Origin of the sequence: Microbacterium sp. HD4P20 (genome assembly GCF_019449275.2) — a bacterium.
In the GTDB taxonomy this organism is placed as follows: Bacteria; Actinomycetota; Actinomycetes; order Actinomycetales; family Microbacteriaceae; genus Microbacterium.
The window spans coordinates 98,901-114,028 of the sequence record NZ_JAHZQZ020000012.1 but is presented as its reverse complement, the minus strand read 5'-3'; the positions used below and the strand labels follow the sequence as shown (position 1 = coordinate 114,028).

The following is a 15,128-nucleotide window of genomic DNA, read 5'->3' as shown; positions in this document are numbered from 1 at the left end:
GCGACGATCGCTGCGGTCGGGCCGCGGGGACGGTCGGGCGGTGGACTGCCGTTGTCACTTCGTTCTCACTTCTGTTGCACGGAGCGCCTCATGGCTCGAACTGCGGACGGGGTGCCGGACCGAGCCGGCACCCCGTGTGTGCGCTATTGGTTGGCGACGGTGAAGCCGCTCTTGACCATGTCTTCGACCACGGCCTCCTGGGTCGCGATGAAGGCATCGCGCCACGGCGTGCCGTTGGTGATCGCCTTCTGCAGCTCATCGCCGAAGACCGAGCTGGCCAGGTTCACGTTCGGGCCCCACGTGACGGGGATCGTGTCGCTCGCGATCTGAGCAGCCACGTTGTAGAAGTCCGTCTGCTGCGGCATCAGCGGGGGCGGCTCGTTCCCCTCGGTCATTTCCTGACCGATCGTGGCGGCCGGGTACAGCGACTGGGTGTTGATGAGGATGTCGTTGCCTTCTTCAGATGCATTGAGCCACTTCGCGAATTTGGTCGCCTCCTCCGGGTGATCGCTGCTCGTCGTTACCACCAGCGCCGACCCGCCCTGATAGGGAACCGCCGCATCCCCTTCGGTCCACTGCGGCAGCGGCGCCATCTCCCAGCTCCCGCTGGTCTCTGCCGCAACGCTCTCGATCACGCTGGGGGCCCACACAGCAGACGGCCAGGACAGCATGGTCCCCGCGTTCAGCGCTGCGTTGTACTCCGGGGTGAGGAGCGGATCGGTGCTGATGAGCCCATCGGCCACCAACTGCTCGAAGAAGTCCGCCACCTCGAGCGAGGGCTCATCAGCGATGCCGACCGTCCACTCATCGCCCTCACTGGACCACCACTCCGCGCCGGCCTGCGTGGCCACTCCCGCCCAGAAGCCGAACTCGGTCGGCGGGAGGGCGGCGATCACCGAGGCAGGATCGGCGGCCTTGACCGCTTCGGCAGCCGCGCGAAACTCCTGCCAGGTCGTCGGCACAGCCACCCCGAGTTCTTCGAACCGGTCGGCCCGGAAAACGTTGGCCATCGGACCAACGTCCTGTGGGATCCCATACGTGACGCCCCCGAAGGTGGTCTGCGCCCAGGTTCCCTCGGTGAACGCATCCTGGATGTCGCTCACGTACTCAGTGATGTCGGCCGGGACGTCAGCGACGATCATGGCTGGCAGCGTCGTGTACTCCACCAGCGCGATATCGGGCGCATTGCCCGCCCTCGCGGCGGTGACAAGCTTGGCGGAGGAATCCGTTCCTCCCCCGGCGTCGGTGTACTTCACCTGGATGTCGGGATTCTCCTCATTCCACTGATCCACGACAGCCTGCGAATCGGCCGTCCACGCCCAATATTCCAGCTGGACCGGACCGTCCTCACCCCCACTGCCATCTGCAGAGCAGCCGGCGAGCCCGGCAATACTCAGACCTATCACCGCGATGACAACTGGTCGACGAATGCGCATCGGTATCTCCTTTGACAGCTGCGTTTGCCGGACACTCCCCGGCTACGAGTACCCGGACATCGTCCGGCCCACATAGACTGCCGCCGCACTCCCGGTTTGTCAACAAGCGAAACTAACTTGGGAAAAAATGACGATACGGCAGAATGAGAGTGACAACCGAGGATGAGGCAGCTGGCAATGAAGTCGCCGAAGGATATGGCCGAAGAATCGCCGCGCGTTTGGCCCCACCTCAACCACGCCGAGCGAGGCGCACTGCGTGAGGTTCTCATTCACGGGCCCCTCCCCCGGGCGGAGATCGCGCGCCGCCTCGGGGTATCCCGCGCCAGTCTGACGCGCGTCACTCGGACGCTCCTCGAACACGGATTGATCTCTGAAGGAGCGATAGAGCAACGCGCCTGGACCGGCCGCCCCAGCGAGCTGTTCGAGATTGCGCCCGGCGCGCGTCACTTCTTCGGCGTGAAGCTCACCGGAGACGCGATCTACGCCACGATCACCGACCTTCGCGCCCACCAGATCGCAACGATCGAAGAGCCTCTAGCCTCGCGCGGTACCACCGAAGTCCTAGAAAGAATCGCCAGAATCTTCGACACCTTCGCCAGCCGGTTCGACGATATCGTCGCGGGCGGCGTCTGCCTCGCGGGCGACTTGACACAGAACCGCAAGATCGTCGTTGAATCCCCGTTCCTCGGTTGGGAGAACGTCCCGCTCGCCCGCCTGCTCACCGAGAAGCTCGGAATTCCGATGGCGGCAGAGAACGACGTGCGGGCGTTGACAGCGGCAGAGCACTGGTTCGGTGCAGGGGCAGGCTGCTCTTCCCTGGCCTTGATCACGGTCGGCACCGGCATCGGATTCGGATTCGTGATCGACGACCAGCTGGTCACCGGTGCACACGGTCGGGCGGGGCGTCTGGATCATCTGAAGATCGACAACGCCGGTCCGGTGTGTGCGGAAGGACACCGCGGGTGCGCGTCGGTGTATCTGACCAGCGCGTCGATCGTGCGCGCGATCCATGGGGTGGACACCGATTACGCCGGCGCCGTTGCCCTAGCCCGCTCTGGGCATTCGGGTGCCCTACGTGCGTTCCGTGACGCCGGAACCGCACTCGGAGTGGTCATCGGTACCGTCGCGAACGGCCTCGACCCACAGAAGGTCATCCTCACCGGCGACGGCCTCGCAGTGTGGGAACTCGCCCAAGACCATGTCAACGCCGGAATCGCGGAGACCCTCAGTGCCGGAGCCGATCCGCTGAACATGGATGTTCAGCCGTTCGAGTTCAGCGAGTGGGCGCGCGCAGCGGCCGTCGTCGGGATCCGTACCGCTCTCCGGTTCTGACGCACGTTAGTTCCGTTTGTTGACAAACCCGCGATTCATCAGCAAGCTTTGACGCCGGGGCAGTCCTGCTCCACGCGTCAAAGGAGATCTGAGTGGTAGCAGGCGGCGGCGACCCGACGAGTCAACGGTCACTAGCGTGCCCGACCAACGGGCTCACTCTCGGCGGCAACCACGACCCCGACCAACGGCACCCCGCCGTGTGGCCCGAAGACAGCGCACCCATGAGCCAGGTCGGCGCCCTCCAGGAAGACGCGCGCGCATGACCCTCACCCATGAGCAACCCGATGCCGTCGACGTCGAAACCGAAACGGGGCGGCACCACGTACTGCGCCGCGGCGGCGTCGAGGTGGTCCTAGCACTTGGGGACGGTCTCCCCGAAGTCCTGCATTGGGGGCCGCCGCTGGGCGCCGTAGATCTCGACCAGCTCACCCTTGCCTCCCGCCGTCAGGTGTCGCCCAGCGCCCTGGACCAGCCGTGGCCATTGACCCTCCTCCCCAACGAGCATGACGGGTGGGAGGGTCGACCAGGCTTCTCCGCGCACCGGGCGGGACGGGTCGCAATCCCGCGGTGGCACAGCGCCCGCGTGACCGGCGATGATGTCCGGGCGACCGTCGCAGCAGTCGCCGAGGGGCTCCGGCTGAGCATAGACCTGCGCCTCGACGATGCAGGCGTACTGCGGATCACCCCCGAGATCGTCAACACCGGAGACGACAACCTCGAGCTGTCCATTCTCGAAGCGACCATGCCCGTCGGCGACGTCGCGGCCGGTACGCTCGACTTCGGCGGCCGGTGGACACGGGAACGCAGCCCCCAGCGCAGCCGCATCCTGGAAGGAAGCCGCGTCCGCGAGTCCCGTCGCGGACGCACGGGTCACGACGCCCCCATGCTGCTCGCACTCGGAACCTCTGGCTTCGACAGCCGGGCGGGCGAGATATGGGCCGTCCACTTCGCATGGAGCGCCGACTCCGTCTACCGATACGACGCCCTGCCCGAAGCGCGCACGATCGTCGGGGCAGGACCTCTTCTGCGGCCTGGGGAAGTCGTACTCGGCCCCGGCGCCCGCTTCCGTGCGCCCACCTCGGTGTTCGTCTGGAGCGACGAGGGACTCGACGGTGTCAGCGACAGGTTCCACCGTTCGCTGCGTGCCCGGGAGCACCACCCGTCGACACCACGGCTGGTTACCCTCAACACGTGGGAGGCGGTCTATTTCCGTCACGACCTCGGCCGACTCCGAGCCCTTGCCGACACTGCGGCCGACATCGGAGTCGAGCGATTCGTGCTCGACGACGGTTGGTTCCGCGGCCGCCGCAACGACAGAGCCGGACTTGGGGACTGGGTGGTCGACACCACCATCTGGCCCGATGGACTCCATCCGCTCGTCGAAGCGGTGCGCGCCCATGGAATGCAGTTCGGGTTGTGGTTCGAACCCGAAATGGTCAACGTCGACTCCGACCTTGCCCGTCGGCACCCCGACTGGCTGCTCCAAGACCCCGAGGCCGGTGTACGTGCCTGGCGGCACCAGTACGTCCTCGATGTCGCCAACCCCGCCGTCTTCGACTACCTGCTCGAATCCCTTTCCCGCCTGGTGGCCGAGTACGAGCTGGACTACATCAAGTGGGACCAGAATCGCGACCTCATCGAAGCAGTCCACGGCGGTCGTGCTTCGGTTCACCGCCAGACAGTTGCCGTCTACGCCCTGCTCAACGAGATGCGCCGACGCCATCCGAATCTGGAGATCGAGTCCTGTGCATCCGGCGGTGCCCGGGTGGACCTGGGGGTACTCGAACACACTGATCGTGTCTGGGCCTCCGACACCAACGATCCCATCGAACGGCTCGACATCCAGCGCTGGACGGAGTTGCTGATCCCGCTCGAGCTGATCGGCGCCCACGTCGGACCACCGGTCACCCACACCACCGGACGCGAGACAAGCCTCAGTCTCCGCATCGCCGTCGCACTCTTCGGTTCGTTCGGGATCGAGTGGGATATCAGCGAGTGCACGACTGACGAGCTGAACCAACTGAGAGACGGTATCGCCGCATACAAGCGGCTCCGAGGACTGCTTCACAGCGGCATCCTCGCCCACCCGGACGGAGGCGACGACGGACTGCGCATCACCACGGTCACCTCTCAGGACGCTGGCCGCGCGCTCGTCAGGATCGCACGAATCGCCAGCTCCGACCGTGCACTTCCCCGGCTGCTTCAGGTACCCCACCTCGATCCAGGCGCGCAATACCTCGTGCGCACGGTTCCTGAACTCCCGCCTCCACGGCGGATCGAACCCACCATCCCGCCCTGGATGGAACAGGGCCAGCTGATCCTCACCGGCGCCGCGCTCGTCCATCACGGCATCCGTCTTCCTCTGCTTGGCCCTGGTCAGGCTCTGGTCCTCGAGCTGCAGAAAGTGCCGACCGACACCGCCCACCCGTTGTCAGCACGAGGGAACTGAACTGAAATGACGATCACCCGCACACGCCTCACCGACTGGACCGTTGAAGCGACCGGTACCTCCGTCCCCGCGCCAATACGCGCCGCGGGCCCCATCGCCGCAACCGTGCCAGGAGCAGTCCACACGGACCTGATGGCTGCCGGCCTGATCCCCGATCCGTATCTTGACGAGAACGAGAAGACCCAGACATGGATCGGCCTCGCCGATTGGACTTACCGCACCGTACTGGAGTGGAAGCCGGATGGGAGCGACCGGCAGGAGCTGGTATTCGAAGGCATAGACACGATCGCCAGCATCCGTCTCGGCGGCGCCGAGATCGCAGCGACCCGCAACATGCACCGCAGCTACCGCCTCGACGTCACCGGCCGTCTGAAGCCAGGAGGGAACGTCCTCGAAGTCGCGATCTGCTCGCCCATCAAGGCGGCGGACGCGGCGAGCCTGGCCCTGGGCTACCGCCCCCATACGAATCACCACCCATACAACGCGATCCGGAAGATGGCATGCAGCTTCGGGTGGGACTGGGGAATCGACACCAGCACGTCGGCCTTGTGGAAACCTGTCACGCTCGAGACCTGGACAGCCGGCCGCTTCTCCGAGGTCCGTGTCGCCGGCGACGTCATCGACGGAGAAGCCCGGCTGCGAGTGCACGTCAGGGTTGATCGCGAGACGGATGCGCCGCTCATGGTTTCGGCCCAGGTCGCGGGGGTCACCACCGACAGCCCAGTCGTCGATGGGGTAGCCGTCCTCGATGTGGCAGTCCGCGACGCCGCCTGGTGGTGGCCACGCGGATACGGTGATGCTGCCCTGCACGACGCAGAAATCGCGCTTCTCGTGGACGGCGACGTCATCGACTTGCGGCGTCACCGCGTGGGATTCCGCTCGGTGGAAGCACGAATCACTCCGGATGACGCCGGTATCGGTTTCGCCATCGTCGTCAACGGTCAGACCATCCACGTGCGAGGCGCGAACTGGATTCCCGACGATGCCTTCCTGCATCGCGTCGACCGAGCCCGCTACGCGCGCCGGCTCGCCCAGGCGGAGTTCGCAAACATGAACCTCCTCCGCGTGTGGGGCGGTGGAATCTACGAGTCCGAGGACTTCTACGCCGAGTGCGACGAACGCGGCATCCTCGCCTGGCAGGACTTCCTGCTCGCCTGCGCCGCCTACGCCGAAGACGAACCCCTCTGGTCTGAGATCGAAGCCGAGGCGCGGGAGGCAATAGTGCGGCTCAGCGCCCATCCCTCCCTCGTAGTTCTCAACGGCAACAACGAGAACGTCATCGGCTTCCAGGACTGGGGCTGGAAGAAGCGCCTCGAAGGACGAACCTGGGGCGCCGGCTATTACTACGAGCTCTTCCCCGCCCTCGTGGCCGAACTCGCCCCCCACGTCGCCTACACGCCGGGGAGCCCGTTCAGCCCCGATCCTGAAGAGCCCCAGAACGATCCTGCCCAGGGCACCGTGCACATCTGGGATCTGTGGAACCAGAAGGACTGGCCTCATTACCGCGACTACCGGCCCCGGTTCGTGTCAGAGTTCGGCTGGCAAGGTCCACCGACGTGGAGCACCCTCGTCCGCGCCATTTCAGACGATCCGCTCACCCCGGAATCTCCTGGCATGATCGTCCACCAGAAGGCGAGCAAGGGCAACGACCACCTCACTGACGGGCTCACCGCACACCTTCCGCTGCCGGACACCATGGATGACTGGCACTGGGCGATGTCACTCAACCAGGCCGTCGCCATTCGGACCGCAGTCGAATGGTTCCGCTCGCTTTCCCCGGTCTGTTCGGGAACGATCGTCTGGCAACTCAACGACTGCTGGCCCGTCACCTCTTGGGCCGCCGTCGACGGGGACGAGCGACCAAAACCCCTCCTCTACGGGCTCCGTGATGCAAACACCCCGAGACTGCTCACCATCCAGCCCGATGGTGACGACCTCCGGGTCGCGATCATCAACGACACTGGTGACCCGTGGCAGGGCCAGCTTCGTCTGGACCGCCGGGACTACGGCGGGAACGTGCTCGCGGATCACACCCTGCGCGTGAACGTCGACGCGTGGGGCTCACACAACGTCACGATCCCGTCACGGGTTGCAGCCGCCGCAGACGCCGCTCGTGAACTCGTGGTCGCTCACCTCGGCGACGAGACAGCGTATTGGTTCTTTGGGGAGTACCGTGACACGAACTTGCAGCCCCATGCCGTCTCAACTCAAGCAGAGAAGAGAGAGGACGGATGGGATGTCACGATCACGGCATCCGCGCTGGCACGCGAAGTGACCCTCCTCGTCGACCGCATCGATCCCGATGCAGTCGCAGACAAGGCACTCGTCACGATCCTTCCGCACGAGCACGTGGTGATCCACGTCACGGGTGCTCTCGAAGCAAACCCGAGGTCGTTCCAGGATCCATCCGTCGTTCGATCAGCGAACGATCTGATGAACATCTGAAGGTGAGCTGAGGCGCAGCTCCGGCGTGCCTAGCTGCTGGGGTCGGCGGCCCGGCTCGGTTGCGAAAACGGGCGAGCAGCCCGTGCGCTCAGGATGCCGCAGGGATGATGACGTCTCGCACGAGCGCATCGAGCTGCGCGTCCGCGTCGAGAAACTGGCGGAGCGTGTTGCGTGCCGCGCCGAACTCGACGAACTCCTCGGGCCGCAGACCGTCGACGTCATAGGCGCGGCGGAACTCGCTGAGGGAGTGAAGTTCGTCGAGGATCGCGGCGGGCACGGGCTCGGCGATGCGGTCCCGCGCGGGGATGCCGTTGGCGTCGATGCGGTGCTGCCAGTCGAACGGCGGCGACACCACGAGGTCTCCACCGACCAGCTCAGACCACTGCAGGTGGTTGCGGAATGCGGCCGAGAGAATGCGGCTACGGAAGCCCCGGTCGCGAAAGATCAGGTAGGCCTTCTTGAGGGCGGCGACCCCAGCCCAGTCCAGGGTTCCGGGCACCGTGAGGATGCGGTTCGTCGCCGTCCAAGCCTTCAGCCAGTCATCGAGGCGGCCACCCATGATCGTGACGACGTGGCCGAATTCCCGGTCGGGAAGGCCGGCCGCGCGGCGCCTGTCGAGTGCACGCTCGAGCGCCTCACCCACCGCGACGGCCTGGGGCACGGTGAAACTCAGCGTCGCGTTGATGCTGACCCCCCGGAACGCCGCTTCCTCCATTGCTTCGATGCCGGTGGCCGTCGCCGGGATCTTGACGATGATGTTCTCGGCGAGCTGCGAGAACTCAACGGCCTGCGCGACGAGCGCCTCAGCATCGCGGTGCAGGCGAGGGTCTGTCTGGATCGACAGTCGGCCGTTGCGACCGCCGCTAGCAGCGAATGCGGGTTCGAGCAGTTTCGCGGCTTCGATGGACAGTTCCTTGACTGCTTCCCACCCCAGCTGAGACTCACCCCACGTCGGATGCTCGGCCGCTAGGGCCTGCAGGCGGGGCGTCCAGTACTCCGGGTCGTTGCGGATCGCGGTGAGCGCGATGACCGGGTTGCACGTGGCACCGACGGCGCCGAGTTTGATGGAACGGCGAAGCTCGGTCGGATCCGCAGAGTCGTTCCACAGCACGGTGGGGAATCGCTCGGCGGCACGTGCGAACGGGCGGGCGCGCCCATCGGTGAGGATAGTCATCGTTCGCCCCTCACACTGCGGCGAAAACGGCTGCCGCAATCTCGGTCGAGTTCGTACGGGCGTCGCTGTGGTCGATGCGAACGAGCGGCATGGGAACTCCTTGAATGTCGGTCTAGTTTGTCCTATCATATTCACAATATCGACGGGGTTCAACGGGACGTCATGAAACCCAATGGAGGGAACTGGATGGAGAACCGGCGCACGCTGAACATCGGCCTCATTTCAGTCGGGTGGATGGGACGCCTGCATTCGAGGGCCTACCTCGCCGCCGCCCAGCACTTCCCCGCCCTTTCCGTGCGCGCTTCCCTGCACACAGCCACAGATCCGGACTCTGAGGGACGCCGTTACGCGACTGATGTTCTCGGCTATCAGCGTGCGGTTGTGGACTATCGGGCGCTTCTCGCAGACCCGCAAATCGATGCCGTGTCCATCTGCTCCCCCAACTTCCTCCATCACGACATCGCACTGGCGGCCATCGACGCAGGGAAACCGTTCTGGATCGAGAAGCCGATGGGCCGCAACGCCGGGGAATCCCGTGAAATCGCGGAGCGAGCGGCAGCGGCCGGCCTCCTGACTTCAGTCGGCTTCAACTACCGCCACGCCCCCGCGATTGCCGAGGCGCGCCGCCGTATCCGGGCCGGGGCGCTCGGGCAAGTCACCAACGTCCGCGTGAGCTTCCTCGCGGACTATTCAGCCGACCCAGCCGGTGCGCTGACGTGGCGCTTCATCCAGGCGCGAGCAGGGTCAGGAGTCGCAGGCGACCTGCTGTCGCATGGCATCGACCTGGCGCAATACCTTGTCGGACGTGTTTCCAGCGTCACGGCCGCGAGCGAGACGTTCATCACGGAGCGCCCTCTTCCCGCCGCTGGCGCAGCAAGCCACTTCACCAGCGGCGCCGTCGGTGGACCTCTGGGTGCCGTTGAGAACGAGGACTACGCCGCCGTGATCGGCCGCTTCGATTCGGGGGCCGTCGGCGTCTTCGAATCGAGCCGCACCACCACCGGCCCCCGAGCGGAGTACAAGGTCGAGGTTTACGGCACCGCCGGGTCCCTGCGATGGGACTTTCAGCGAATGAACGAACTGCTTCTCGCAGATGACCGATCCGGCTTCCGGACCATCATGGCGCATCCCGGCTTCGGCGAGTTCTCGCAGTTCCAGCCCGGAGCTGGAACCAGCATGGGCTTCGACGACCTCAAAACCATCGAAGCGTCCCTCTTCTTGCGTTCCATAGAAGAGGGACGGCAGCTCGCACCGTCGGCGGCCGACGGGTGGGCCACTGCGGAGGTGGTCGACGCCGCACTGAGAAGCGCTGCGAGCGGTCGCTGGGTCGATGTCCCTCAGGTAACAGGCGTCACAACGTTCGACGCGGACTGAGCCGGGCGGCCGGCTGAAATGCGCTGCACCGCCTGGATCGCAGGAATGCGGACCATTGCCTCTCCGAAGCGTGGCGCGTATCAGGCGTAGAACGGCGGCCTGACCGCAGTATCGACCGGCACGACTCCGCCTTCGAGCGCACGGACGCCCGCCTCGCAGGCCAGCGCGACAACGAAGCCGTCCCAGGCATTCGGCCCGTCGACGAGCGACCCGTTGCGGACGGCGTCCACCCAGCGCTGCACCTGGGTGTCGTAAGCCGTTGCGAATCGCGTGGTATAGGTGTCGTGGTCGCGGATGGAGAACCTGCCATCGGTCCACTGCTGCAGGCCGGACGGCTGACCGATGCGCGCGACGCCTCGTTCGAACACCGCCTCCGTGGCGACTTGGTATCCGAACTGGGCGCTCGCACTCATCTCCACGTCGACCAGTACGCCGTTCTCGAGTTCCATGATGACGAGGATGGGCTCGCGCAAGCGCTCGGGAGCGAGGGAGTTCCGCCGAGGGTACTTCACCTCGATGGTCTTGATGGCGGAACCGGCGAGCCACGGCACCACGTCGATCTCGTGAACCACCGAGTCGGTGATCATCATGGATCCCATGTACGACTCGGGTACCGACGGGTTGCGGTGGACTCCGCGAACCATCAGCAACGCTCCGGCCTCTTCGGACCTGATCAGCTCACGGAGCGCGGAATACTCGGCGTCGAACCGCCGCATGAAACCGACCTGAATGTGGGGCCGGTCAAGGGTCTGCTCCAGCTCGAGGACGCGCCGGGCGGACGTGGAGTCCGGCGTGAGCGGCTTCTCGCACAGGATGGGCAACCGCGCCTCGAGCGCCGGCACGAGGACGGGCTCGTGGAACTGACCTGGCACTGCGATGAGCACCGCATCGACGGCGTCGGCCGCGATGGCGTCCTCGATACGCGCGAATGTGGCCGCACCCGGCGCCCGCGCGGCCGCCGCGTCGGCTTTACGCTGGTCGGGCTCGACGACAGCCGAGACGACCGCGCCAGAGATTCGGCGCGCGATGCGTGAGATGTGATCGGCGCCCATGATGCCGGCGCCGACGACGCCGACCCGAAGGTCTCCCTGGGCGTTCTCCATCGCTGCCGCGTTCACGCCCACGCTCGCAGAGCCTCGCGGTTGACGCGCTGGTCATCGGCACGGGCGATCCGGAACTCGTCCAGTGCGATGTCAGGCCCGTTGAGCACATCCTGCTCGACGACGATCCAGCCGTCGTATCCCCACTCGTCCATGAGGCTCATGACGCCAGCGAGGTCCACGTCGCCCCGGCCGAAAGCGACGAAAGACCCACCGGACCAGACCTCGGTCATCCCCCCGCCGGCTTTCAAGATTCGCGTGAGTGCGCTCCGGTCGACGTCCTTGAGGTGGAGGTGGTTGATGCGGGATCCCCACCGGCGCACCGCTTCGACCGGGTCGCCGCCGGCGATGTAGAGGTGGCCTGTGTCGAGCGTCAGCCCGACATCCGTTCCCGCTAGGAAGAGGTCCACTTCCTCGGGTGACTCCACGAAGGTCCCGGCGTGGTGGTGGAACGTCGGCTCGAAGCCCGCCTCGCGGACGATACGCGCGGCCCGGTCGACGTTCGCATGGAGCCGGTCCCGCGCATCAGCGGAGAGGGGATCCTTCTCCGCGCCGCGCCCCGGGTTGGCGACCCGCAGCGCGGACCCATCGTCGGCCAGCGTCGGCAAGGGAAGCCGTCCGGGAGCGCGCTCGGCGGCCTCAGAGAAGGCGCGAAGTGTCTCGCGCAGACCGGGGATAGAAGCGGCAAACGCTTCGTCGGCGCTGAACGGCATCTGAATCCATCCCCCGGCGAGCTCCAGGTCGAACCGGGCGAGCCTGGCGCGTAGCTCGTCGCCTCGACCGAGGAGACCGGCGGGACCGAGGTCGATGCCGTCGTATCCCGTGGCCTGCAGGATCTCGCCGATCTCATCGGCGCTGATGGTAGGTGCGCCAGCGGGAGTCAGCTCAAACACTCCGAAGCTGACGGGCGCGCCCGCGACGGTGGCCTTCATGCCGCGATGCCTTCCCAGGTGGTGTTGATCATGTGTTCGCCGTTCTTCTCCGGATGGGTCAGCCGAGCAGGGGCCGCTGTGCGTTCCGCTGGGTCAGGTAGTCCTCGCGCGCGCCCTGTGTGCTTTCCTGAGTCGACACTTCGGCGACGGGCACGTCCCACCATCCGCCGCCGTCGGGTGCGTAGATGAGTGGGTCGCTGTTGATGTGGATGAATGTGGACCGGTGCGATGCCTTCGCCTGCGCGACCGCGGCCTTCAGGTCATCGATGGCCGACGGCCCGGGCTCGACTTCGATGACGTCAACGCCGTAGCTTCGGGCGTTCATCGCAAGGTCGACGGGGAGGATCTGCTCGGTCTGGAAGTTTCGCGCCTCGCTGTCGTATTCGCGGTACCAGGTGCCGAAGCGCTCCGAGCCGACGGTTTCGGACAGGTGTCCGATGGATGCGTAGCCGTGGTTCTGAATCAGGACGATGATGAGTTTGATTCCCTCGGCGACCGCCGTGACGAGTTCGGTGTTCAGCATGAGGTAGGAGCCGTCGCCGACCATGATGATGACGTCGCGGTCGTCGCCGTCGGCGAGCAGGCCACGCTTGGCACCAAGACCGCCGGCGATTTCGTACCCCATGCAGGAGAACGCGTACTCGACGTGATAGCCGAGCGGGTCACGCACCCGCCACAGCTTGTGCAGATCACCGGGCAGGGAACCGGCCGCCTGCACGATGACGTCCTCCGGTGCGGTCGTCGACTGCACGGCGCCGATGATCTCGGGCTGGCCGGGACGCGCGAGGCCGGAAGGTGCGAATGCGGCGTCCACCGCCGCGTCCCACTCCCCCTTCTCCCGAGTTATGCGCTCGCTGTAGTCGCGCGAGATCTCGAAGCCTTCGAGCTCGATGGAGAGCTCTGCAATTGCCTCGCGTGCGTCGGCGATGACCGGCAGCTGCGAGCCGTGCTTGTAGGCGTCGAACGATGCGACGTTGATGTTGACGAACACCACGTCGGGGTTCTGGAACGCCGTGCGGGAGGCGGTGGTGAAGTCGCTGTAGCGCGTGCCGATGCCGATGATGACATCCGCTTCGACAGCAAGCCGGTTGGCGGCCATCGTCCCCGTCGCGCCGACGCCGCCGAGATACTGAGGGTGGTCCCAGTTCAGGACGCCGCCGCCCGCCTGCGACGTGCCAACGGGGATGCCGGTTGCCTCGACAAGCGTGCGGAGCTGCTCCTCGGCTCCCGAATAGATGACGCCGCCGCCGGCGACGATGAACGGGTTCTTCGCGGCGCGTATCGCGGCGACCGCCCGTGCCAGCGGTCCGCGCTCCGGAAGCGGGCGTCGAATGTGCCACTCACGGTCCTGCAGGAACTCAACCGGCACGTCGAGTGCCTCGGCCTGAACGTCCTCAGGAAGCGCGATGGTGACGGCGCCGGTCTCTGCGGGATCGGTGAGCACCCGCATCGCAGCGAGCGCGATGGAGTACAGCTGCTCCGGCCGCTGGACGCGGTCGAAGAAGCGCGACAGCGGACGGAAGGCATCCGTTACCTGCAGGCCGATGTCCCACGGCTGCTCGAGTTGCTGCAGAACGGGGTCGGCAACACGCGTAGCGAATGTGTCGCTGGGGAGAAGTAGCGCTGGCATGCGGTTCGTCGTGGCAAGAGCCGCCGCCGTCAGCATGTTCGCGGCGCCCGGGCCCACCGAAGCGGCCGACGCATAGGTGCCGCGGCGCCGGTGCATCCGCGCGTATCCGACGGCCTGGTGAACCATGGCCTGCTCGTTGCGCGCTTGGAAGTACGGCATCAGGTCGGGTTGCTCGACGTTGAACTGCTTGAGCGCCTGCCCGATCCCTGCGACGTTGCCGTGCCCGAAGATTCCGAACATGCCGGGGATGGTCCGTTCGCGGATATCGCCGTCGACGGTCCACTGGTGGGCCAGGAACTCTACGAGCGCCTGACTGACCGTCATCCGCTTTGTCGCACCCATCAGCTCCGGCCTTCCTTGTTGTCGGTGAACGGCAGTCGGTCGTCGACGTCCTGTCCGTTCCAGGTGTCGCGCACCCAGGCATGCGCGGGGTCATCGCTGATCCGCCACTCCCTTTCGGGGTCGGGGCCGGCCATGACGTTGAGGTAGTAGAGGTCGTATCCGGGGGCGGCGACTGCCGGTCCGTGGTAGCCGAACGGGACGAGCGCTATATCGCCTGTGCGCACCATGGCGTTGATGTCGATGCTGCCTGCAGGGGAAGAGTAGGTGCTGAATATGCCGAACGAGGCGTCAGGTGCTGCCTGGGACCCGCGCACGGGCGCTGACTCGAAGTAGTAGATCTCCTCGAGGCGGGATTCGTGGCCGGGAACGTGTTCGTCGTGCTTGTGCGGCGGGTAGGACGACCAGTTCTCGGCGGGTGTGATGACCTCGCACACGATGAGTCGAGCGGCGTCCAGCGACTGCGGGGTTCCGAAATTGTGCACCTGGCGGCTCGACCGGCCGGCTCCCCGCAACTCGATGGGAGTATCGGCGGCCGGGATGTATTGCCAGGGACGGGACTCCTCAGTGGGCGCCTCCGCGACGGCCACCCGACCGTGTCCCCGAACCTCCGCGGTCGTACCGGCCGGGAGATAGAGCACGTCTGTCGGCCCCTCGAACACCGACTTCCGGCCGTGAAGGCGTGTCTCCCACGCGCCAGGGAAGTGGTGGTGCGTGACGTTGAACGAGCCGCTGAGCGGCACCACGATCCGCTCGACGCCGCGCTCGTGGAGATCGAGCTGGTCAGAGTCGCTGATGTCAGCGACTCGAATACCGGTGTGCTGCCACCCGCGCGTGCTGGAGTCCACGACGCTTTCCCATCCGTCGCGGGCGAGGTCGCCTCGGCGGTGGAACCAACGCTGGGCCGATGTGGTCAT

At 66.1% G+C, this 15,128-nt stretch carries 10 protein-coding genes; 4 read left to right on the top strand and 6 right to left on the bottom strand.

The annotated features are described in order from the left end of the window. Window positions 1-143: 143 nt before the first annotated feature. The gene (locus K0817_RS05570) at window positions 144-1,292 is read right to left on the bottom strand and encodes an extracellular solute-binding protein (protein ID WP_253735201.1); all 1,149 of its coding nucleotides are present in this window, start codon (window positions 1,290-1,292) and stop codon (window positions 144-146) included. A gap of 306 nt (window positions 1,293-1,598) precedes the next feature. On the opposite strand from K0817_RS05570, the gene K0817_RS05565 reads away from it, so the two are divergent. The 3 genes from K0817_RS05565 to K0817_RS05555 all read left to right on the top strand — a co-directional run bounded on the left by K0817_RS05565 (window position 1,599) and on the right by K0817_RS05555 (window position 7,662). Beyond that, complete coding sequence (locus K0817_RS05565; protein ID WP_308211879.1) at window positions 1,599-2,768, top strand: ROK family transcriptional regulator; 1,170 nt, start codon at window positions 1,599-1,601, stop codon at window positions 2,766-2,768. A gap of 259 nt (window positions 2,769-3,027) precedes the next feature. Further along, window positions 3,028-5,217, top strand: coding sequence for an alpha-galactosidase (locus tag K0817_RS05560; protein WP_219980402.1), 2,190 nt, complete (start codon window positions 3,028-3,030; stop codon window positions 5,215-5,217). A gap of 6 nt (window positions 5,218-5,223) precedes the next feature. Further along, window positions 5,224-7,662: a glycoside hydrolase family 2 protein gene (locus K0817_RS05555; protein WP_219980401.1), complete on the top strand. Its 2,439-nt coding sequence runs from the start codon at window positions 5,224-5,226 to the stop codon at window positions 7,660-7,662. An 88-nt stretch (window positions 7,663-7,750) separates the two neighbouring features. Here K0817_RS05555 and K0817_RS05550 read toward each other — a convergent pair whose 3' ends face one another. Then, on the bottom strand, window positions 7,751-8,836 hold the full coding sequence (locus K0817_RS05550; protein ID WP_219980400.1) for a transaldolase family protein: 1,086 nt from the start codon (window positions 8,834-8,836) through the stop codon (window positions 7,751-7,753). A gap of 186 nt (window positions 8,837-9,022) precedes the next feature. On the opposite strand from K0817_RS05550, the gene K0817_RS05545 reads away from it, so the two are divergent. Continuing rightward, window positions 9,023-10,210, top strand: a complete 1,188-nt coding sequence (locus K0817_RS05545) for a Gfo/Idh/MocA family protein (RefSeq protein ID WP_219980399.1) — start codon at window positions 9,023-9,025, stop codon at window positions 10,208-10,210. 80 nt (window positions 10,211-10,290) lie between these two features. On the opposite strand, the gene K0817_RS05540 is transcribed toward K0817_RS05545, so the two are convergent. Genes K0817_RS05540 through iolB form a run of 4 tightly spaced genes read right to left on the bottom strand, consistent with a single transcriptional unit; the run spans window position 10,291 to window position 15,128 of the window. Then, window positions 10,291-11,313 (bottom strand): Gfo/Idh/MocA family protein, encoded by a 1,023-nt coding sequence (locus K0817_RS05540; RefSeq protein WP_219980895.1) that lies wholly within the window; start codon window positions 11,311-11,313, stop codon window positions 10,291-10,293. Between the two features lie 11 nt (window positions 11,314-11,324). Continuing rightward, on the bottom strand, window positions 11,325-12,242 hold the full coding sequence (locus tag K0817_RS05535) for a sugar phosphate isomerase/epimerase (RefSeq protein WP_219980398.1): 918 nt from the start codon (window positions 12,240-12,242) through the stop codon (window positions 11,325-11,327). Window positions 12,243-12,300: 58 nt separating this feature from the next. Further along, a complete protein-coding gene (gene iolD, locus K0817_RS05530; protein WP_219980397.1) occupies window positions 12,301-14,214 on the bottom strand; it encodes a 3D-(3,5/4)-trihydroxycyclohexane-1,2-dione acylhydrolase (decyclizing) in 1,914 nt (637 codons plus the stop codon). Beyond that, window positions 14,214-15,128 (bottom strand): 5-deoxy-glucuronate isomerase, encoded by a 915-nt coding sequence (gene iolB / locus K0817_RS05525; protein WP_219980396.1) that lies wholly within the window; start codon window positions 15,126-15,128, stop codon window positions 14,214-14,216. Before iolB ends, iolD begins: the two co-directional genes overlap by 1 nt.